General features: G+C 70.3%; 16 protein-coding genes, 1 other RNA gene and 1 pseudogene. 7 read left to right on the top strand and 11 right to left on the bottom strand.

The features are described from left to right. The first annotated feature begins 111 nt into the window (after positions 1–111). Positions 112–7,347, top strand: a complete 7,236-nt coding sequence (locus GVY64_RS10135; protein ID WP_236566725.1) for an amino acid adenylation domain-containing protein — start codon at positions 112–114, stop codon at positions 7,345–7,347. 7 nt (positions 7,348–7,354) lie between these two features. On the opposite strand, the gene GVY64_RS10140 is transcribed toward GVY64_RS10135, so the two are convergent. Further along, complete coding sequence (locus GVY64_RS10140; protein ID WP_159840254.1) at positions 7,355–7,765, bottom strand: MmyB family transcriptional regulator; 411 nt, start codon at positions 7,763–7,765, stop codon at positions 7,355–7,357. On the opposite strand from GVY64_RS10140, the gene GVY64_RS10145 reads away from it, so the two are divergent. From GVY64_RS10145 to GVY64_RS10155, 3 genes are read left to right on the top strand one after another with little or no spacing between them, the layout of a single operon-like run. Beyond that, entirely contained in the window at positions 7,764–8,006 is a 243-nt protein-coding gene (locus GVY64_RS10145; protein ID WP_159840255.1) for a hypothetical protein, read from the top strand. The genes GVY64_RS10140 and GVY64_RS10145 overlap by 2 nt on opposite strands. Continuing rightward, positions 8,003–9,100 carry a GNAT family N-acetyltransferase gene (locus tag GVY64_RS10150; RefSeq protein WP_159840256.1) on the top strand — a complete coding sequence of 366 codons (1,098 nt, stop codon included), beginning with the start codon at positions 8,003–8,005 and terminating at the stop codon, positions 9,098–9,100. The genes GVY64_RS10145 and GVY64_RS10150 overlap by 4 nt, the downstream gene beginning before the upstream one ends. Next, entirely contained in the window at positions 9,097–10,047 is a 951-nt protein-coding gene (locus GVY64_RS10155; RefSeq protein WP_159840257.1) for a hypothetical protein, read from the top strand. The genes GVY64_RS10150 and GVY64_RS10155 overlap by 4 nt, the downstream gene beginning before the upstream one ends. Before the next feature lie 8 nt (positions 10,048–10,055). On the opposite strand, the gene GVY64_RS10160 is transcribed toward GVY64_RS10155, so the two are convergent. The 3 genes from GVY64_RS10160 to GVY64_RS10170 form a co-directional block, all read right to left on the bottom strand. Further along, complete coding sequence (locus GVY64_RS10160; RefSeq protein WP_159840258.1) at positions 10,056–10,517, bottom strand: GNAT family N-acetyltransferase; 462 nt, start codon at positions 10,515–10,517, stop codon at positions 10,056–10,058. 49 nt (positions 10,518–10,566) lie between these two features. Next, a complete protein-coding gene (locus tag GVY64_RS10165) occupies positions 10,567–11,022 on the bottom strand; it encodes an NUDIX hydrolase (protein ID WP_159840361.1) in 456 nt (151 codons plus the stop codon). A 230-nt stretch (positions 11,023–11,252) separates the two neighbouring features. Next, the gene (locus tag GVY64_RS10170; RefSeq protein ID WP_159840259.1) at positions 11,253–12,140 is read right to left on the bottom strand and encodes an alpha/beta hydrolase; all 888 of its coding nucleotides are present in this window, start codon (positions 12,138–12,140) and stop codon (positions 11,253–11,255) included. 36 nt (positions 12,141–12,176) lie between these two features. Between GVY64_RS10170 and rnpB the strand changes: the two genes are divergently transcribed. Then, positions 12,177–12,592, top strand: an RNA gene (rnpB, locus tag GVY64_RS10175) — RNase P RNA component class A. 96 nt (positions 12,593–12,688) lie between these two features. On the opposite strand, the gene GVY64_RS10180 is transcribed toward rnpB, so the two are convergent. Continuing rightward, on the bottom strand, positions 12,689–13,060 hold the full coding sequence (locus GVY64_RS10180; protein ID WP_159840260.1) for a hypothetical protein: 372 nt from the start codon (positions 13,058–13,060) through the stop codon (positions 12,689–12,691). Between the two features lie 435 nt (positions 13,061–13,495). On the opposite strand from GVY64_RS10180, the gene GVY64_RS10185 reads away from it, so the two are divergent. Then, positions 13,496–13,828: a hypothetical protein gene (locus GVY64_RS10185; RefSeq protein ID WP_159840261.1), complete on the top strand. Its 333-nt coding sequence runs from the start codon at positions 13,496–13,498 to the stop codon at positions 13,826–13,828. 15 nt (positions 13,829–13,843) lie between these two features. Beyond that, entirely contained in the window at positions 13,844–15,295 is a 1,452-nt protein-coding gene (locus GVY64_RS10190; RefSeq protein ID WP_159840262.1) for an RNB domain-containing ribonuclease, read from the top strand. 30 nt (positions 15,296–15,325) lie between these two features. Here the strand turns inward: GVY64_RS10190 and GVY64_RS37735 are convergent, their stop codons facing one another. The 6 genes and pseudogenes from GVY64_RS37735 to panB all read right to left on the bottom strand — a co-directional run bounded on the left by GVY64_RS37735 (position 15,326) and on the right by panB (position 19,418). Beyond that, positions 15,326–16,225, bottom strand: a complete 900-nt coding sequence (locus tag GVY64_RS37735) for a CHAD domain-containing protein (protein ID WP_236566734.1) — start codon at positions 16,223–16,225, stop codon at positions 15,326–15,328. A gap of 6 nt (positions 16,226–16,231) precedes the next feature. After that, a pseudogene (gene pip / locus GVY64_RS37740) lies at positions 16,232–17,179 on the bottom strand (prolyl aminopeptidase); the annotation flags it as partial. Positions 17,180–17,192: 13 nt separating this feature from the next. Next, the gene (locus GVY64_RS10200) at positions 17,193–17,642 is read right to left on the bottom strand and encodes a hypothetical protein (RefSeq protein ID WP_159840264.1); all 450 of its coding nucleotides are present in this window, start codon (positions 17,640–17,642) and stop codon (positions 17,193–17,195) included. A gap of 244 nt (positions 17,643–17,886) precedes the next feature. Continuing rightward, positions 17,887–18,288 (bottom strand): PIN domain nuclease, encoded by a 402-nt coding sequence (locus GVY64_RS10205; protein ID WP_159840265.1) that lies wholly within the window; start codon positions 18,286–18,288, stop codon positions 17,887–17,889. Beyond that, positions 18,285–18,503, bottom strand: coding sequence for a DUF2191 domain-containing protein (locus GVY64_RS10210; RefSeq protein ID WP_159840266.1), 219 nt, complete (start codon positions 18,501–18,503; stop codon positions 18,285–18,287). Before GVY64_RS10210 ends, GVY64_RS10205 begins: the two co-directional genes overlap by 4 nt. Before the next feature lie 57 nt (positions 18,504–18,560). Beyond that, positions 18,561–19,418 carry a 3-methyl-2-oxobutanoate hydroxymethyltransferase gene (panB, locus tag GVY64_RS10215; RefSeq protein WP_159840362.1) on the bottom strand — a complete coding sequence of 286 codons (858 nt, stop codon included), beginning with the start codon at positions 19,416–19,418 and terminating at the stop codon, positions 18,561–18,563. Between the last annotated feature and the right edge of the window lie 25 nt (positions 19,419–19,443).

A 19,443-nucleotide genomic window follows, 5' to 3' on the forward strand; every position in this document is an offset into this window, starting at 1 on the left:
CGATATCGATAACTGGATAAGTGTGGTAGCAGCTTTGCGTGTCAGCGATCAGGGTGGGGTTGGGTAGATCCGCGCACGGCCGGTGCCGCGACTGTCGCGATAGGAGTGACTGTGACATTCGAACCGAGTGCTACTTCCGAGAGACCCCCCGAAGCCTGGCCGGTCAGCGCGTACCAGCGCGATGTGCTGTCGGTCGCCTACCGGTATGCCCCGGCGCCGGTCACCCGAAACGCCTACTGCGCGTTCCTGGACGAGCCTTTCGACATGGCCCGGTTGCGGGCGGTGGTGCGCCGGGCACTGCTCGCCGATGACGCGCTGCGCCTGCGTTTCGAGTTCTCCGAAGGCCGTTTCTGGCAGTGGGTTTCCGACGAACTACCCGAGGTCGAGCTGGTCGATCTCAGCTGGGCGTCGGATCCCGCCGCGGCCCGCCGTGACTGGGTGAACCGGGCCAACGTGACGCCGTCCCCGCCGCGGCAGCCGTTCCGGATCGCCGCGCTGGTCGACGGGCCCGACCATTTCCATCTCTACGTGGCGATGCACCACGCCATGATCGACGGCTGGGGCGTGAACGCGCTGTGGAGCGCCCTGGTGGACAACTACAGCCGCACGGATCTGTCGCTCGAGGAACTCGCCGAGCCGGATCCGGTGACCGAGCAGACCGACCGCGGCGCCGCGACCTACCGCAAGATCGCCGCCGAGCACGAGGAGTACCTGTCCTCCGCACAGTGGGTGGCCGATCGCGACGCGCTGGTGCGCCGCTTCGAAGGCGTGGTCCCCGCCCTGTTCTCCGGCCGTGCGAGCACGCCCGACGTCGATCGGGGACGGCAGCGCGTGGTCGTGGAGCCCGCGTTCCTCGACCGCATCCGAGCCACCGGCTTCTCCGTCTTCGCGTTCACCGTTTCGGCGCTGGCCGCCTACCTGACCACCATCCACCGCTCCGAGGAGGTGGTGATCGGGGTCCCGATGCTCAACCGGCACAGCCCGGAGACCTTCCGCACCTCCGGGCACCGCACGAACGTGGTGCCCCTGCGCATCCGCGTCGACCCGGCCCGACCGCTGTCGGCGGTCGCCACCGAGGTGGCCGGGCAGATCCGGGAACTCAAGCGCTACGAGCGTTTTCCCTACGGTGATCTGGCTCGCGCGCTCAGCAGCGACCCGACGGCGCCGCCGCTGTTCGATGTGGCGTACTCCTACATCAAGATGCCGCCGTCGGATCACCTCGACAAGATCCTCGGCACCCTGGACATCGTCAATCCGGGCACGGTGCTCGAGGCGCTGAACATTCTCGGCGTCGAGCACGCGCGGGACGGCTCGCTGAACCTTCAGCTCTACTACGACCGGGACGTGTTCGACGAGAACTTCCCCTTGGAGTCGGTCGTGCGCGGCATCGGCGCCCTGCTGGTGGCGGCGCTGGACCGGCCCGAGGAGCCGATCTCGGCGCTGCCGCTGATGCCCGCGCGCGAGCGGGCGGCCATCGCCGCGTTCGAATCCGGTCCGCGCGAGGAATTCCCGTACACCACTCTCGACCGGCTGGTCGCCGAGGTGGCCGCCCGGCATCCGGAACGCATCGCGATCGAACCGGTCGCCGGGTCGGGGGAAAACCCGCTGCGGTACGCCGAATTGTCCGCGCTGGCCGACGGATTCGCCGCCCGGCTGCGCGCGCTCGGCGCGACCGGCAACGAATGCGTGCCGGTGGTGCTCACCCGCTCGACCGAGATGCTCGTCGCGATCTTCGGTGTATTGCGGGCCGGTTGCGCGTACGTGCCGCTCGACCCGGACTTCCCGGCCGCGCGCATCGAGACCGTGCTCGCCGATTGCGGGGCGCGATTCGTCGTGGCAGGGGAGCGGCATCGGGCGGTCTTCTACGAGCTGGGCGTCACCAGGATCGCGCCGGCCGACATCGTCCCGGGGCGCGGCATCGAGAATGTCTCGCACCCAGCCGATCTCAGCTACATCATCTACACCTCGGGTTCCACGGGCGTGCCCAAGGGCGTGATGATCGAGCATCGGTCGGTGGTGAACCGCCTGACCTGGATGCAGCGGCGCTACCCTCTGCACGAGGCGGACGTCATCCTGCAGAAGACGCCCGTCACGTTCGACGTGTCGGTGTGGGAACTGTTCTGGTGGGCGATCACGGGCGCCCGGGTCGCGCTGCTGGAACCGGGCGGGGAGCGCGATCCGCGCCGCATCGCCGAGGCGATTGCCGCGCACGGGGTGACGGTGCTGCACTTCGTGCCCTCCATGCTGGCGGCGTTCGTCGACGAGCTGGCGGCCGATCCGGCGGCGGTCGCGCGGATCGGCAGCGTGCGCCGGGTGATCTGCAGCGGCGAGGCGCTACCGCCGGCGCTGGTGCGCCGGTTCCACGCGGTCTTCGCCGCGGCCGGGGCGACAGCGCCGCAACTGGTGAACCTCTACGGCCCGACCGAGGCCACCGTCGACGTCTCCTACTTCGACTGCCCCGCCGACGAACCGCTCGACGTGGTGCCGATCGGCCGCCCCATCGACAACATCGACCTGCTCGTGCTCGACCACATCGGACGCCGGGTGCCGGTCGGCGTGCCGGGGGAGCTGAACATCGCGGGCGTCGGCGTGGCCCGTGGCTATCGCGGCAGGCCGGAGCTGACCGCGGCGGCGTTCGTCGACGATCGCGGGGTGCCGGGACGCCGCCGGTACCGCACCGGCGACCTGGCACGGTGGCTGCCGGACGGCAACCTCGAGTACCTGGGCCGCTTCGACGACCAGGTGAAGATCCGCGGCAACCGGATCACCCTCGGCGAGGTGCAGAACGCCATGCTCGGCTGCGCCGGGGTGCGCGCGGCGGCCGTGGTGGACGAGGTCTCGGAGGCACACGGCGTGCAACTGGTCGGCTACTTCGTCGGAGAGGACGTCTCCGGCGAGCGGATCGCCGAGCAGCTCGCGGCCCGGCTGCCCCGCTACATGGTGCCCTCCCGATTGATCCGGGTCGACCGCATTCCGCTGACCCGCAACGGGAAGCTGGACCGGCGCGCGCTCGCCGAACATCTCGTGCTCGGCCACGGCGCCGAGCCGGTCGTCGGCCGCGAGCCGCGCACCGCTGTCGAAGCCGGGCTCGCGCAGGTCTGGCAAACCGTGTTGGGCGTCGAGTCGATCGGCGTGCACGACAACTTCTTCACCCACGGCGGCGATTCCATCCTCGCGTTGGCCGTGCGTACCGCGGCCGAGCGCGCCGGGCTCTACTTCGACGTCGACGCCTTCTACCAGGCGCCGACCATCGCCGAGCTGGCCCGTGTCGTGCGCGACGACCGGCGCGAGGACCGCGAGCTCGTCGCGGCGCCCCTGCAGACGGTGCCGCTGATCGACCGGGCCGCGCTGCACCAAGCCGAGGACGCCTTCCCGGCGACGGCTCTGCAACTGGGCATGCTGTATCACAGCATCGAGCGCACCGACTCGGTCACCTATAAGGACGCGTTCCGCTATCGGCTCGAAATTCCCTGGGACGCGGCGCAGTTCCGGCAGGCCGTGGACCGGCTGGTACGGCGGCAGCCTGCGCTGCGCTCGTCGTTCGAGCTGAGCAGGCATTCGGTCCCGCTGCAGATCGTGCACGTCGCGCCGCCCTACGAGGTCGAAATCATCGACCTGGGGGAGCTGGACGAGGCGGACGGCGAGGACCTGATCGAGATCTATCTGCAGGAGCGCACCCACGCCCAGTACGACATCTCGGCGGCCCCGCTGTTCGCCATCCGGGCATTCGTCCGTCCCGGCCCGCAGGAACCGGTCGGCACGGTGGACCTGGTGCTGAGCTTCCACCACGCCATCCTGGACGGCTGGAGCGTCGCCACGTCGGTGCTGGAACTGCTGCTGGACTACCTCAACCACCTCGGCATGACCCGGACCCAGGTGGAGGCCACCCCGCATCCGGCCACCGTGCTGGCCGAGTACGCGCAGGCCGAGCAGGTCGCGGCGCACGACCCCGCGGCCCGCGCGTACTGGCGGACCGCGCTGGCCGGGGCCGAACCCACCGCGCTCACCGCGCTCGGGGTGCACCAGCCGGTGGTCGCGGGCGTGCCGCAGGCCCGGGCGCTGGTGCCGCGCGCGCTGGCCGAACGGGTGTCGGCGTTCGCCACGCGCCACCAGGTTCCGGAGAAATCGGTCTATCTGGCCGCGCACTGCCTGGCGCTGCGGGCGCTCACCGGCCGTACGGACGTCACCACCGGCGTGGTGAGCCACGGCCGCCCCGACCGGGCCGGCGCCGAACGCGTGGCGGGATTGTTCCTCAACACGCTGCCGATCCGGTTGGACAGCACCGCCACCACCTGGCGCGCCGCGGTGGAGCAACTCGCCCGGCGCGAGCGCGAGGCCTACCCGTTCCGCCGCTACCCGCTGCGGTCGATCCTCGCCGACGGCGGGCCGGTCTTCGAGACGGCGTTCAACTTCGTCAACTATCACGTCTTCCAGCCCATGCTGGTGCTGGACGGGGTGCGCCTGCTGGACTTCGACGCACGGGAGGAGACCAACTTCCAGTTGCTGGTGACCGCGGCCACCGACCCGCGCGACGGCCGGATGTGGTTGCGGGTCGACGGCGATCACACGCTGACCGCCGAGCAGTGCGAGACCGTGGCGCTGACCCAGCTGCGCATGCTGGCCGGTCTCGTCGCCGATCCCGACGGGCCGATCGATCGCGGCGTCGGTCCCGCTACCGCGCGCGACGTGGGCACGCTGGTGGCGGAGGCGGCCGCGCTCAACCCCGCCCGCGTCGCCCTGGCCGGTGACGACGAATCGGTCACCTACGACGAGATGATCGAGCGGTCCGATCGCCTGGCCCGGCGCCTGGTAGGCCTCGGGGTGTCGCCGGGCGACCGGGTCGGCATCCTGATGGGGCGCCGACCGCAGCTGGTGCTGCTCGTACTCGCCCTGACCCGGATCGGCGCCGCGTGCGTCCCGCTGGACGTCAGCTACCCGCGGGCCAGGCTGAATCTGATGATCGACCGCGCCCGCCCGCACCGGGTGATCGCCGACAGCGCTTATCGCGACATCGTCGACGACGCCGCCTTGGTGCTGGACAGCGCCGTGCTCTTCGACGACTCCGTGCCCGCCGCCGAGGTCGTGCTGCCGGACCACGTCTCGCCCGACGCGGTGGCGTACGTGTTGTTCACCTCGGGGTCAACCGGGGAACCCAAGGGCGTCGCGATGCCGCACCGCGGCTTGACCTCCCTGGTGGACTGGCAGAATCGCGCGGTCACCGGCACCGGCCTGCTGAGCACACTGCAATTGGCGCCGTTGAGTTTCGACGTTTCGTTCCAGGAGATCTTCACCACCCTCGCGGCCGGTGCAACGCTGCGGGTGAGCTCGGCCGATCTGCGCTCGAACGTCGAGCAGTTGTTGCACACGGTGGTGGAGGAGGGCATCGAACGGCTGTTCCTGCCGTATGTGGCCTTGCAGGCGTTCGCCGAGGCCGCCGTGGGGCGGCGGATGTTCCCGACCGAGCTCAAGGTGCTGATCTCCTCCGGCGAACAGCTGCGCATCACCGATGAGATCCGCGCGCTGTGCAAAGTGGTGCCGGGCCTGGTGCTGGAGAACCAATACGGCCCCACCGAATCCCACGTCGCGACCAAGTTCACGCTCACGGGTCCGGCCGACGAGTTCCCCGCGCTGCCGCCCATCGGCCGCGCCGTCGACGGTGACACCGTCGAACTGCTCGACAGCGCCCTGCGGCCGGTGCCGGACGGCGTGATCGGCGAGATCTACCTCGGCGGCCGCAGCATCGCCCGCGGCTACGAGGGCAGGCCCGCGCTCACCGCACAGCGGTTCGTCGCCACGCACGCGGGCGGCATCCGCTACCGCACCGGAGACCTCGGTGTCCGGTTGTTCTCCGGCGACATCGTCTGCCTCGGCCGCAGCGACAGCCAGGTCAAGATCCGCGGGTTCCGGGTGGAGCCGGCCGAAGTGGAACTGTGCATCCTCGGCCTGGTCGAGAAGTTCCCCGGCATCACCGAGGCCGCCGTCGTGGCCCGCGGTTTCGGCGGCATCGACGGCTCGCTGATCGCGTTCCTGGTCGGCGCGGCCGAGCAGACCGATCTGGCCGCGCTGCGGCACGATCTGCGTTCGATGCTGCCCGCGCACATGGTGCCGACCCGGTTCGTCTGGCTCGACGAACTGCCCCGCACGCCCAGCGGCAAGCGTGACGACGCGACGCTGCGCGGCTACGGGGAGGACGCGACGGATTCGGTGTCGGCGCGACGCGAGCCCGCCGACGAGTACGAGCGGTCGGCGGTCGAATTGCTGGCCGAGTACGCGGGACTGCGCGCGATCGGCGTCGACGACGACTTCTTCGCCGCGGGCGGCACGTCGATCGGCGCGATGCGCGTGGTGATGGCGTTGTCGCGCCGCTGGGGTGTCGAGGTGCCGCTGGACGCGTTCATCGGCGCGCCCACCGCCGCCGGGCTCGCCACGCTGGTGCGGGCGGGCGACGTCCGGCGCACGTTCGACCCGTTGGTGCCGATCAGCGTGGGCGGCGCCAAGCCGCCGCTGTTCCTGGTGCACCCGATCGGCGGGAACGTGTTGTGCTACCTGGCTCTCGCGCGGTATCTGGATCCGGATCGCCCGGTGTACGGGCTGCAGGCGGCGGGCGCAGATCCCGGTAGCACGCCGGAGAAGACCGTCGCGGCGATGGCCGAGTCGTACTTGCAGGCGGTGCGGCGGGTACATCCGACCGGCCCGTATCACTTGGCGGGCTGGTCGTTCGGCGGCTACGTCGCCCTGGAGATGGCTCGGCAGCTGCCCGAACGGGAGGTGTCCAGCGTGACGCTGCTGGACACGATGGCGCTGCGCGCCCGCACGCGGACCCCGATCCCGCAGGAGAAACTCATCCGGTGGTTCTTCCTCGAGCTGCTGTGGTACGCGCGCGGGAGTCGGTCCGCCCTGGTCGATTTCGAGCCCGACGTGCACAATTCCGAGGAGTTGGTCGCGGCGATGCTGGCGGAGTCGGTGCGGTCGGGCATTCTGCCCGCCGACAGCTCGCCGCAGGCGATCCGGCGGCTCTACGAGGTGTTCTACGCCAACTACTCGGCGATGCTGGACTACGAGCTCGCGCCGTACGACCGAGATATCACGTTGTTGCGCGCGACCGACGGGTTGCCGCCGGGCGTCGACCTGGCGCACAAGACTGTCGGCAGTATGTTCGACAGCGCGGACAACGGCTGGAAGCGGTACGCCGCCCGCCGGTTCACGGTGATCGACGTGCCGGGCGATCACCTGAACATGATGAGCGAGCCGAATATCGGCGAGCTGGGACTGCGCCTGGACGAGGTGCTCTCGGCCGCCGACCCCGACCTGGATCGCGAGTGGGACGAATCCATGCTGGACGCCTGAGCGTCGCTCACGCTTTCGCCACGGCCGCCGCCTCGCGCAGTGCGGCCGCGGTGAAGTCGTCCAAGGGGTAGAACAATTCGATGGCCGGCTCCGACAGCATCACGTCGGCGGGCGCGCCGAAGGTGGCCATCGTGCTGAACATCGACAATTCACCGACCGGCGTCCGGATCCGGATCGGTACCTCGAACGGGCTCGGCGGTGCGCCTGCTTCCGTTTCCGCCCCGCCCGCTCCGGCCGGCTGGGGGTAGGCCGACACCTCCTCGTACAGTGCGGCCAGTTCCGCGTCCCCGCTCGCGCCGACCTGCCTGCCCAACCGCTCCAGGAACAGTCCGCGCACCTGAGCGAGGTTGGCCAACCGGGCCGAGAGCCCGTCCGGGTGCAGCACCAGCAGCTGGAGCATCGCGTTCGGCGTCGTCATGCTCGGTGGGGCGCTCGCGCTGCTGACGATCGCCCGGCGCCCCGAGGTGCCCGCGCGTCACGCGCAGGTGGTCGTAGCGGTCAACGTGCTGTCGGCCGTCGGAATGATAGGACTGGCGGGATCGGGCGTGCTCGCGCTGACCGGCCCAGGCGTGGTGTTCCTGCTCGTCGGCGCGGTGGCGGTCGCCGCCTTCGCCGGTCTGGAATTCGCCGGTCTGCGCGCCCTGAGTGCACGGCGGTGACCGCGCACGGCGACGCCCGGTCCCGCTCGGCCGACGAGGCAGTTTTGGCGCGGTTGCTGGACGCGCAAGTCGCGGCCTGGGCGGCAGGCGACGGTGCGGCGTGCGCCGCGACCTTCACCGCCGACGCCGATTTCGTCTCGGTGATCGGCGAATTCATCCACGGAGCCCCGGACCTCGCGGAGGTGATGCAGGAAGGATTCGACGGCTTCATGAACGGAACCCGCCTCTCCGAGCCGGAGATCACCACGATCCGCTTCCCGGCACTGGACGTGGCGATCATGGTGACCAGTGGGGTCTGGGTACTACGTCACGGCTGCGGCGAGTGCGCGCGGAGGACAGATCCGTGCAGACCGGAGTCGCCGTGCGGCAGGACGGACGATGGTTGTTCACCTCGTTGCAGAACACGAGGATCGTTTCCGCCGCGTCATGAGCGAGCCGCGCCACCAGGAGGCGAGGGCGTCGCCGGAAAACCTTTGCGCACGACCTCGCCTACCGGTAGAGAAATCCGAATGGAACCTCCACCCGAGATCAGGCTGCTCGTGCCGGACGACTGGGCGGTGTTCCGGCGCATCCGGCTGGCGGCGTTGGCCGATACGCCGCAGTTCTTCGGCACCACCCTGGCCGAGGCGCAGGCCCGCACCGAGAGCGGCTGGCGGCGCGCGCTGTCGGATCGGGCGCAGTTCGTCGCCGAGTCGGGCGGTGCCGAGATGGGTACGGTCGCGGGCATGCCCGACCCGGAACGCGGTGGGGTACACCTGATCTCGATGTGGGTAGCGCCGCGGGCGCGGGGTACCGGTGTGTCGGACCTGCTGGTCCGCGCGGTGCTCGACTGGGCGGTCGCGGGTGGGCACGACGTCGTCCGCTTGGAGTTCGCCGAGCACAATTTCTTCGCCGAGCGCCTGTACCTGCGTCACGGCTTCGTGCGAACCGGGGGCGGTGGACCGATCGCCCCGGGTGATCCGCGCCGGGAATTCGAGATGGAGTGGCGGCCTCCGAGGTCCGGTTTGCCCGCCCATCCGCAGGGTATCCGGGCGGCGACGGCATCCGAGACGTCCGTCCCGCACCGCGACGCCGAGCACAGGAGACAGCCATGAACGATCGCAAATCCGCGGACAAGGCGACCTACGACGCGCCGGGTACCGCCGATGTGCCGTCCGGGATCGGGCGGCCTTCCCAGGATGCGGCGGACGCGGTGAGCGATGCGACCAGCACGAGCGGGAACCCGGAGCCCACGGCGGACACGCCCGGCGAGGACCGCGGTGACGTCACGGGGACACCCGGTGCGGCACAGGTGCCGGAGGACGCGGCCGTGCAGGCCAGCGGCGCCTACGGTGTGGCGCCGGAGCCCGAGACGGTGACTTCCGGGCAGGATTCGGGAGACACGGTGGCGGAGTCTCGCGGTGGCGGTGCGGGAGACGAATCAGAAGCGGTGACTTCCGCGCAGGCCCCCGAGACTGCGGCTGCGGCGGCCGGTGCCGCTGCGGGGAAGCCGGAAAGCGTGAGTTCGCGTCCGGACGACGCGGCGGAGTCCGCCGCGGCCGGAGGCAAGACCGAGACGGTGACTTCGGCGCAGATCTCGGAAGACGCGGCGGCTGAGTTCGGCGGTGCCGCCGGTACGGGCGGCAAGGCGGGAACGGAGACTTCCGCGCAGGCCCCGGAGAGCGCGGCGGCGAAAGCGGCTTCCACCGGCGCGGGCGGCAAGCCGGAGACGGTGACCTCGGCCGAAGGCCAAGCGGGTGCGGGCGGCCTCGCCGACGCGGCAGGAACCACGGAGCCGGGATCCACCGCACGGTTCTCGGCCGCGGACGCCGACCGGCGGGAGACACCGATATCGGAGTCGGTTCGACGCGCTGCCGAGCGCGCCGAACAAGTCGAGGCGGACGCCGCCGCGGCAGCCGAACGCGGCGCCGCGGGCATCCCCGGACCGGTGATTCGTCCGGGCCGCACACTGCTGGAGACGCTGCGCGACAAGCCGATCCTCGCCGCCATTCCCGCCTCCACCCTCGCGTTCATCCTCTGGCGCGCGTTCCGCCGGCGCTGACTCGGCCCTCACACGCGACGTCGATAGACCTGCCGAGACCCGCCCTCCGGCCCGGGAGCCGCGTCTTCCGCGGGATGGAAGCCCATGCTCTGGTAGAACGCGCGCGCACCGCTGGCGACTGCGCCGGGATGATCAGGGCCGAAGGTGACCACTTCGAGCGTGCCCGGGGCGGGGACGTACCGTCGGATCGCGTCCGCGATCAAGGTCCGCCCGATGCCGTGCCCGCGCGCTTGTTCCGCGACGACCAGCCAGCGCACCCGGTAGACCGGCGGCCTCGGCCCGAACAGGAGGCCGCCGAGCACCTCCGCGCCCGCGGACCGGGCGACCAGCGCGGTACCCCGCTCCACGTGCCGCAGCACGGCGGCACGGAATTCGGCGTCGTCGGCGGTCGCGCCGAACCAGTGCTCGACCTGACCCGCCAGTTCGGATAAACCGGCGAGGTCGTCCTCCCGCGCAAGCCTGACAATCATCCGCGTCATCGTGACAGCATCGGCCGGCTCCGTCGACTCGGGGGCGGCCTCAGCCGGTGCGCCGCCCGAGCGCGCCGTCGAGTTCGGTGAGGAATCGTTCGAGGTGAGGGTCGGTGTCGGGGAGAGCGAAATCCGCGACGTCGCACCAACGCGCTCCGTCGAATTCGCGCGGATCGAGGGCGTGGCCGTGGGCGCGGTCGCCGCGGATGACGTACCAGAGGCTGACGTCCTCGTGAGCGTCGGAGCCGACCGTGGTGGTGACGGTGAGGAACAGCGGATCGGGTCCGATGACGTCGAACCGCGCCTGGATGCCGATTTCCTCGGCCGCTTCGCGCCGCGCGGTCTCGAGCGGATGCTCGCCGGGATCGACGTGCCCGCCGGTCGGCAACCACAGCCCGGAGCGGCGGTGCTGCCCGAGCAGCACCGCCCGCGCGCGCGGATCGACCAGTACGACATAGGAGACCAGATGCCGCGGCGGCGTGGCAGGTTTGAGCCGCCGGAAAATGTCGTCGGTCGACGCAAGTCAGGCGAGCGTCGTGTCGAGGTGCTGCTGCTCGAGCCCGTCGAGCGGCGCGATCCGGCGCACGACGTCGACGACCACGGCGGAATGCATGGCACGCACTGTAACGCCGGGCACCGACAGCTTCGGTTCCGCTCGACGCGTGTTCTTTCGCAATTCACTCGGCGCGGCACCGAGATGCGGCCCGGCGCCATAAGACCCGGGCCGCTGACCACCTATGGCCGCAACACCGACACCAGGAATTCGGTCTGGTCGTAAACCGCTTTCTCGAAGACCTCGTCGAAATGGATGTCGAAATGCCCGGCGGGATAACGCTTCACCACCGCGTGCTTGGTGCGCTCGGCGGCGCGCAGCGCCGATTTCACCGGTGCCACGGAGTCGTCGTCGCACAGCGCGTACAGCACCGGCATCTTCAGGGCTTTCGCGCGTCGCCCCGGTGCGTCGAAGAGCGCGGAGAACGCCACTCGCGCGGCGACTTTCGGCTCGTAGGTCTCGCTCTCGTCGGTCAGCCTGCGGAAGCCGTCCGGCACGTCGGGCGCGCTCATCAGCGCCGCGGCGCGTTTGCGTCCGGCGAGCCGGATCCCGGTGGGCTTGCGCCGGATCGGCGCGAGCAGCAGATCGGCGGCGGCGATGGTGGCGACCTTGATGGAGCTGATCGGCCCCTTGGCCAGTGCCGAGGACAGACCGCTGGTGAACGGCACCTGCGCGACCACGGCCGCGAGGTAGGCGTCGTCCGGCGCGACGGACAGCACGTGACCGCCCCCGAAAGACGTGCCCCACAACGCGATCCGGGTCGCGTCGATGCCGCGCAGTGTGCGCGCGTACGCGATGGCGGCATGCCAGTCCGCGCGCTGGCGCGCGATGCTCAGCAGTTGGCGCGGTGTGCCCTGACTGGCACCGAAATGCCGATAGTCGAAGACCAGGACCGCTATTCCCGCGGCGGCGAATCGCCGTGCGTACCGATCCAGTCCCATTTCCCGATTGGCCCCCAGGCCGTGTCCCATCACCACTAGCGGGCGGGGTTTGGGTGCGCCGTCCGGGCGATATAGCCACGCCGCGCACTGTTCGCTTCCGGAGGGGAAGCCGACCTCGACACGTTCCATGGCCACCAACCGTACCGAGTATCCTGGGACGGCGGACGAGTTGGTCGGGCGGCCGCGGCGTCGGGAACGGGCACGGCAGTGCCGCCGCCCGGCGCCGAGGAAAGTCCGGACTCCACAGAGCAGGGCGGTTGTTAACGGCAACCCGGGGTGACCCGCGGGAAAGTGCCACAGAAAACAAACCGCCCACGGCCTCGCGGCCGTGCGGTAAGGGTGAAACGGTGCGGTAAGAGCGCACCAGCGCCCCGGGTGACCGGGGCGGCTGGGTAAACCCCGCCCGGAGCAAGGTCGAAGGTCGCACCGTTCGCGGTGCGGCTGCGCAGGCGCTCGAGGGCTGCTCGCCCGAGCCTGCGGGTGGACCGCTCGAGGCACCCGGCGACGGTGTGCCCAGATGGATGGCCGCCCCCCGGCCCCAGGGCCGGGGACAGGATCCGGCTTACAGACCGACTCGTCCGCCCGCCGGGGTTGCTTCGCACCCCTGCCCGAAGCCCCGGAGTTCCGTGCCGCGGTCGATTGATCGGGTATGCGAAGCACGCCTGAAGGATCGGGGGTCAGCACATGAGTTTGGCCATTTGGTAGATCGCCTTGGCTTCCTCGGCGCTGGGCTGGGTGGCGCCGCCCGCGCGCTTGGTGATGTTCGCGACGACGTCGTCCTCGGACTTACCCGCTTTGATGTCCCCGCAGGTCTCGGTCAGGATGCTCGCGATCTTCGCGTCGTCCTTGCCTTCGGCCAGCTTGGGGAACGCGCCGCGGAAACTGACGAGGAACGCGCCCGCCTTCACGCTGTCGATCTGGGCGGCGGCCTGCGCCGCCGTCGTGGTGGCGGACGAGGTGGCGTCGCTGGTCTTGTCCTCGCCGCATCCGGTGAGGAGCAGGGCGAAGAGGGTGGCACTGGCCGCGATAGCGGCGGTAGTTCTTGTCACGAGGCGGCATGCTATCGGGCTGGAACCGCCGCCGCCTCCCGTCAGGTGAACGGGAGGCGACGAGTAGTGGGAAAAAGAATCGCGCGGTCAGACCGGGTCGATCACGAAAACCTGAGCCCAGTACGCGGCCTGCTCGGGGCCCAGCAGAGGCAACAGGTAGTCGTACAAAATCGATGACATAGGCGTGAAGCTCCCAAATTGTCGACGTGTGGGACATTTCCGAAGGTGCGGGCGAACCGGACGCCCGTCACGGCGGGCCACGTTAGCAGCGCGACCTCGCTCATGTCGCGCGGCCGGAATTTCCGTTGTCCGATTCGTTCGGAACTGGCCCTGATCGTGATCGACGTCATAAAGTAGTCGCCGTTGGCAAGGCCCGATGCGGGGCAGCAGCGGGCCCTTCGTTCTTCGATCGCGGGAAAGCAGGTCTCAATACATATGCGAGTAGTTCGCTCCATGGTCGCCGGCGCATTGGTCGCGGGCGCCGCTTCGGTTTTTGCGGTGCTGGGTGCTGGTTCGGCGAGCGCGGTCGCGGTGACCCCGCTGCCGGGTGGGGTTCAGGTCGACCTGAGTCCCGCGGACACGGTATGGGTGCACCAGAATCACGTCGGCCTGGCTCTGGCCGGGCTGCCGCACCCGTCCGCCGCCTCCTTCGGCGAGGCGCTGGACGCCGCGGCTCAGGTGTCGTCCTCGGTGCCGGGTGGCCGGGTCACCTTCACCGTCTACGGGCCGTTCGACCAGTTGAACGGCACTATGCTGGCGCTGCAGTAGGACCGGCGCGCAAGCGTGGAACTCCACCAGCGGATCGTCTCGGCACCGGTGAATTTCGGTGCCATACGATCGGAGTTCGGCCTGGCCTCGGCGTATCCCGCCGAGGCCGGCGCGGAGGCCCGCGACGCGGTGGACGCGTTCGCGGGCGACCGGGTCGATCGCACGGACATCCCGTTCGTGACGATCGACCCGCCCGGGGCCATGGATCTGGATCAGGCCCTGCATATCGAACGCACTCCCAGCGGCTTCACCGTGCATTACGCCATCGCCGATGTGGGTGCCGTGATCTACCCCGACGGCGCGCTCGCCAAAGAGTCCGGCGCGCGAGGGCAAACCTTCTACCTTCCCGACGGCACCGTTCCGCTGCACCCGCCGGTGCTGTCGGAGGGTTCCGCGAGTCTGCTTCCCGACCGGTCGCGTCCGGCCGCGCTGTGGACCATCGAGCTCGACGACCAGGCCGAACCGGTGCGGTTCTCGGTGGTCCGCGCCTTGGTGCGCTCCCGCGCCCGGCTCGACTACCTCCGCGTGCAGGCCGACGCGGAGTCCGGAAGCCTGCATCCCTCGATCGCGGCCCTGCCGGAATTCGGCACGCGGCGCATCGAGGCGGGAGTGGCGCGCGGCGCGATCGGGCTGCGGTTGCCCGCGCAAACCATCATCGAGGACGAGCACGCCGACGGGCACTGGCGGCTGGTGGTGGAACCGCGCACCGCCGCCGACGACTGGAACGAGCAGGTCTCGCTGCTGACCGGCATGTGCGCGGCGCGGATCATGCTGGACGGGGACGCGCCCGCCCGGGAGCGAGTCGCGCTGCTGCGCACCATGCCGCCCCCCTCCGAACCCGCGCTCGAGTCGATGCGCCGTACCGCGCAGGCGCTGGGCGTGGCCTGGCCCGACGGCGAACCGGTCGGGCAGATGCTGGCCCGGCTGGACACCGGCACGCCCGCGGCGCTGGTGCTGATGTCCGAGGCGACCACCCTGCTGCGCGGAGCGTCTTACACCGTGGTCGACGGCGCGGCCGGGGAGCCGCCCGGGCCCGACACCCTGCGGCACAGTGCGATCGGGGCCCCGTACGCGCACGTCACCGCTCCTTTGCGGCGGTTGTCCGACCGGTTCGCGACCGAGATCTGCCTGGCCCGGTGCGCGGGAGCCGAGGTGCCGCGCTGGGTGCGGGACGGGCTGACGGGCGCGGCCGACGCCATGCGGCGCAGCGACAGCGTCGCGGGCAAGATCGAGCGCGCCTGCATCGATCTGACCGAGTCGAGCGTGCTGGCGCGGCGGATCGGTGCGGAGTTCGACGCCGTCGTGGTGCGCGAGGCCAACGGCAACCGACCGGCCGTGGTCTTCGTCGCCGACCCACCGGTGCTCGGGCCGTGCGGGGGAAATCCACCGGAAGGCGAATCGGTGCGGGTGCGGCTGCTGTCGGCCGACCCGGCGGAGCGGAAAGTGTTCTTCACCTATCCTGCGTGAACGGCCGCGGTGCGACGGCGAGCGGCCGGATCACCCCGTGATGACCGCTCCGAACACCGCGGCGGCAGTGGCCGGGTAACGGCTCAGCTCGCGCCCGGCCGCGGCGTCCTCCGCCGCCGCGAGGAGCTCGTAGAGACCGGCGTCCTCGCCGGCCGCGACGGCCTCGGTCGCCCGGTGCAGGATCGCGTCGTGCGATTCCACCGCGTCGCGGTGATCACCGAGCACGGTTTGCAGCTTCTTGGCGCGGCCGCCGCGCTCGGCGGCCTCCTCGCCGAGCACCTGCTCCGCCGCCTCGCACGCGTACCGCAGGCGCTTGGCGCTCTTGCGGATGTCGTGCAGCAGCTCCACCCGTTCGCGTGGGTCGACGGTGGGCTCGGCGCGGACCAAGGTCTCCACCCGGTCGAGGTCGCGGCGCAACACTTCCCCGAAGACGTCCGTCGCGGACGCCGCGGCGCGGGAGTGGCGCAAGGGCGGATCGGTGCGCCATCCGGACAGTTCTTCCCGCAACGCGCGGTAACGCGCGTCGTCCAGCGCGGTCAGCACCTCGTCGTGCGCCGCGCGATAACGATCCCGCTCGGCCCGCACCAGACGCGCGGTGACGGCGTCGACCGCGGCCGGGTCGGCGTGCTCGGCGTGCTCGGCCAGCAGCGCGGCGAACCGGTCGGCGCGCACCTCGGCGTCCCGCGCCGCGCCGAGCAATCCGGCCAGCCACTTGAGTTCCGCGCCCATCGCGCCGGCCGATTGCTTGACCAGCAGTTTGCCGTAGGACCGCAGCACACTGCGCAGCCTGCGGGTGGCCACCCGCATCTGATGGACCGAATCCGGCGCGTCGGCCCGGACCTCGGGCTCGGCGGCCAAGAGCCGATCGATGTCCTCCCGCAGCGCGTCCACCAGTGCGTCCCCGGCCGTGACCACCGTGCCCACCCCCACTTTCGCGAATCGGTCGGTCGCTTCGACGAGATGGTGCGTGATGCCGGGCTCGCTCGCCGCGTGCCCGGCGTCGTCGACGATGTGCAGGACCGAGCCCGGCCAGGCCCGGTGCAGCTCCCACGCGCTCACGGCCGGGCAGACGATGTCATGGCGGCCCTGCACGATCACGGCGGGGATGTGCGAGATCACGCCGATGTCACGCAACAGCTGCCCCTCGTCGAGGAAACCGCCGTGGCGGAAGTAGTGGTTCTCGATTCTGGCGAAGGCAAGCGCGAATCGCGGCTCGGAGGTCTCGCTCACCCGATCCGGTTGCGGCCGTAGCGAACTCGTCGCGCCCTCCCAGCTCGACCAGGCTATCGCGGCGGTGCGCGCGATGTCCTCGTCGGGCGAGTGCAGCAGCCGGTGGTAGACCTCGACCAGATCCTGGTCGCGTTCGTCCTCGGGCACCGGCGCGAGGAACTTCTCCCACTCGTCCGGATAGACGTAGCCCGCTGCGCCGTTGTAGTACCAGTCGATTTCCTTGCGTCGCAACAGGAAGATGCCGCGCAGCACCAATTCCGTCACGCGCTCGGGGTGCCGTTGCGCGTAGGCCAGCGCCAGCGTGGAACCCCACGAGCCGCCGAACACCTGCCAGCGGGCGATGCCGAGATGTTCGCGCAGCGCCTCGATGTCGGCGATCAGATGACCGGTGGTGTTGTGCTCCAGACTCGCGTCGTCGGCCAGGTGCGGGGTGGACCGGCCGCAACCACGCTGGTCGAACAGCACGATGCGATAGGCGGCCGGATCGAAGAACTGTCGATGGAACGGCGCGGTGCCGCCGCCCGGCCCGCCGTGCAGGAACACCACCGGCTTGCCGTCCGGATTGCCGCTGACTTCCCAGTAGACCGACTGGCCGTCGCCGACCGCCAGCATGCCGGAGGCGTAGGGCTCGATCGGGGGATAGAGAGTGCGCATCCGGCCGCCCGGCTCAGAACGCCAGACCCGAGGCCAGATCCGGGATGCCCAGCGCCTCCACGGCCTGCTGGCGCACGTCGGGGCAGGCCTTGACCGTGGCACGGTCGACGATCGGCTTGTCGGCCAGCACCGCGGCGTTGATGCCGCCGTTGCGCAGTGCCCACTCGTGGACCAACGCGTTCAGGCCGATCTTGCCCAGGGTGCCGCCCTGGATTCGCCAGTTGGACAGCTCCGGCCGGATCATGTCGCACAGCTGGGTCGCGGCCGCGTCGGAGATCTCCGGGCTCGCCGGTGTGGTGCGGCCCGCGGTGGTGCCCGGCGTGGCGGTGGCCGACGCCGTGGTCGAACTCGAGCTGCCGGTGGGGGCCGGTCCCGAGTCGCTGCCGCAAGCGGTCAACGCCGCGGCGGCGAGAGCGCCCGCCACCAGCAGGGTGCTGCGTGAAATCCAACGGCTGTACGGCATGGGTACCTCTGGTCGTGTCGGTATTGTCGGCATCGAGTCTGCCATTGTTTTCGCCGACCGGCCCGAACCGGCCGTTTTCGGTGGGAATAGATCAGCGCAACCGTGCGCGCAGCTCGGACCGCCCGGTGTGCACAAGTCACCGACGGGACGAGGAGTGTCGGTTTAGGCTGGGTTCGCAACCGGCGCAGCGAATCCGGCAGGTGGAGCGCTGACTGCGCGCCCGAAGTCCTTCGCGCCGTCGGAGCTAGCGATCGACGCGGATCATCGGAAGCTCTGGTCGTACCTTTGCGATGGATTCGAAGTCGGCGTCCGCGTGCAGGAGCGTCAGGCGGTGCTCGAGCGCGGTGAGAGCGATGACGATGTCCATCGGCGACGGCCCGCGATGGTGGCCGATTCGGATCAGGTCACGCTGCACCGCCAGCACGTGACGCCAAGGATCATCGAGCGCGGGGTACCAGCCGAACGTACGGCCCAGCACTGCGAAGAACGGTTCGAAGTCCTTGCCCGACCGAACGGAGACCATGAGTTCGGCTTCGACGGGCGGGCAGACGGCGACGAGTCCTTGTGCCACTTGGCGCGGCCACGGGTCGTGCACCTGGCCACGAAGCAGTCGCCACACGGCCGAGGTGTCGGCGAGGTAGGTCAACGCCGGGACCGCTCCTCGCCTGCCAGCACGTCGAAGTCCAGGATTTCCTCGGCATTGGCCTGCAGCCAGGCCAAGCCGCGGGCGCGATCGTCCGCGGTCAGGCCCGCTGCGATGGCCAATGCCCGGTTGATCGTGTCACGCTTGGTCCGCGTGCCCAGCTGCTGCTGCGCGAACGCCAGTGCGCCGTCATCGAGGTCGACTATGGTCCGCGACATGGCTACACCTCCCTTGATATACGGATATCAGAGAGTATATCAAGGGAGGCCGTGATGTCAGAAGCTGTGCTCCGGCCCCGGGAAGGTGCCCCGGCGCACTTCGTCGGCGTAGGCCGCTGCGGCAGAGCGCAATTCGTCGCCCACGTTGCCGAAGCGCTTGACGAACTTGGCGGTCTTGCCGCTGGTGTAACCGGCCATGTCCTGCCAGACCAGCACCTGCGCGTCGGTGTCGGAGCCTGCGCCGATGCCGACCGTCGGAATGGTCAGCTTGCGAGTGACCTGCCCCGCCAGCTCCGCCGGGACCATCTCCATGACCACGGAGAACGCGCCCGCCTCCTGGACCGCGATGGCGTCGGCGATCAGCTGTTCGGCGCCGTCGCCGCGGCCCTGCACCCGGAATCCGCCGAGGGTGTTCACACTCTGCGGGGTGAAGCCGATGTGCGCCATGACCGGGATGCCCGCCGCGGTGACGAGCGCGATCTGCTCGGCGACCCGCTCGCCGCCCTCCAGCTTCACCGCATGCGCCCCGCCCTCCTTCATGAACCTGGTCGCGGTGGCCAGCGCCTGCTGCGGGGAGGACTCGTAGGTGCCGAACGGCAGGTCGGCCACCACCAGCGCGTGCGGCGCGCCGCGCACCACGCCGCGTACCAGCGGGATGAGCTCGTCCACGGTGATCGGCACGGTGGTGTCGTAGCCGTACACGACGTTGGCCGCGGAGTCGCCGACCAGCAGCACCGGGATGCCTGCTTCTTCGAACAGCCGCGCCGAGGAGTAGTCGTAGGCGGTGAGCATCGCCCAGCGTTCGCCATCGGCTTTCATCTGCTGCAAGTGGTGCACCCGGGTCTTGCGCACGACCTTCTTGGGCTCCGCGGGCGCCGCACCGTAGGCAGGGGTTTCCGAATCGGATACGGACATCATCGTCCCTTTCGTCTGTGTCGCC

The organism is Nocardia sp. CY41 (assembly GCF_009829325.1).
Taxonomy (GTDB): Bacteria; Actinomycetota; Actinomycetes; order Mycobacteriales; family Mycobacteriaceae; genus Nocardia.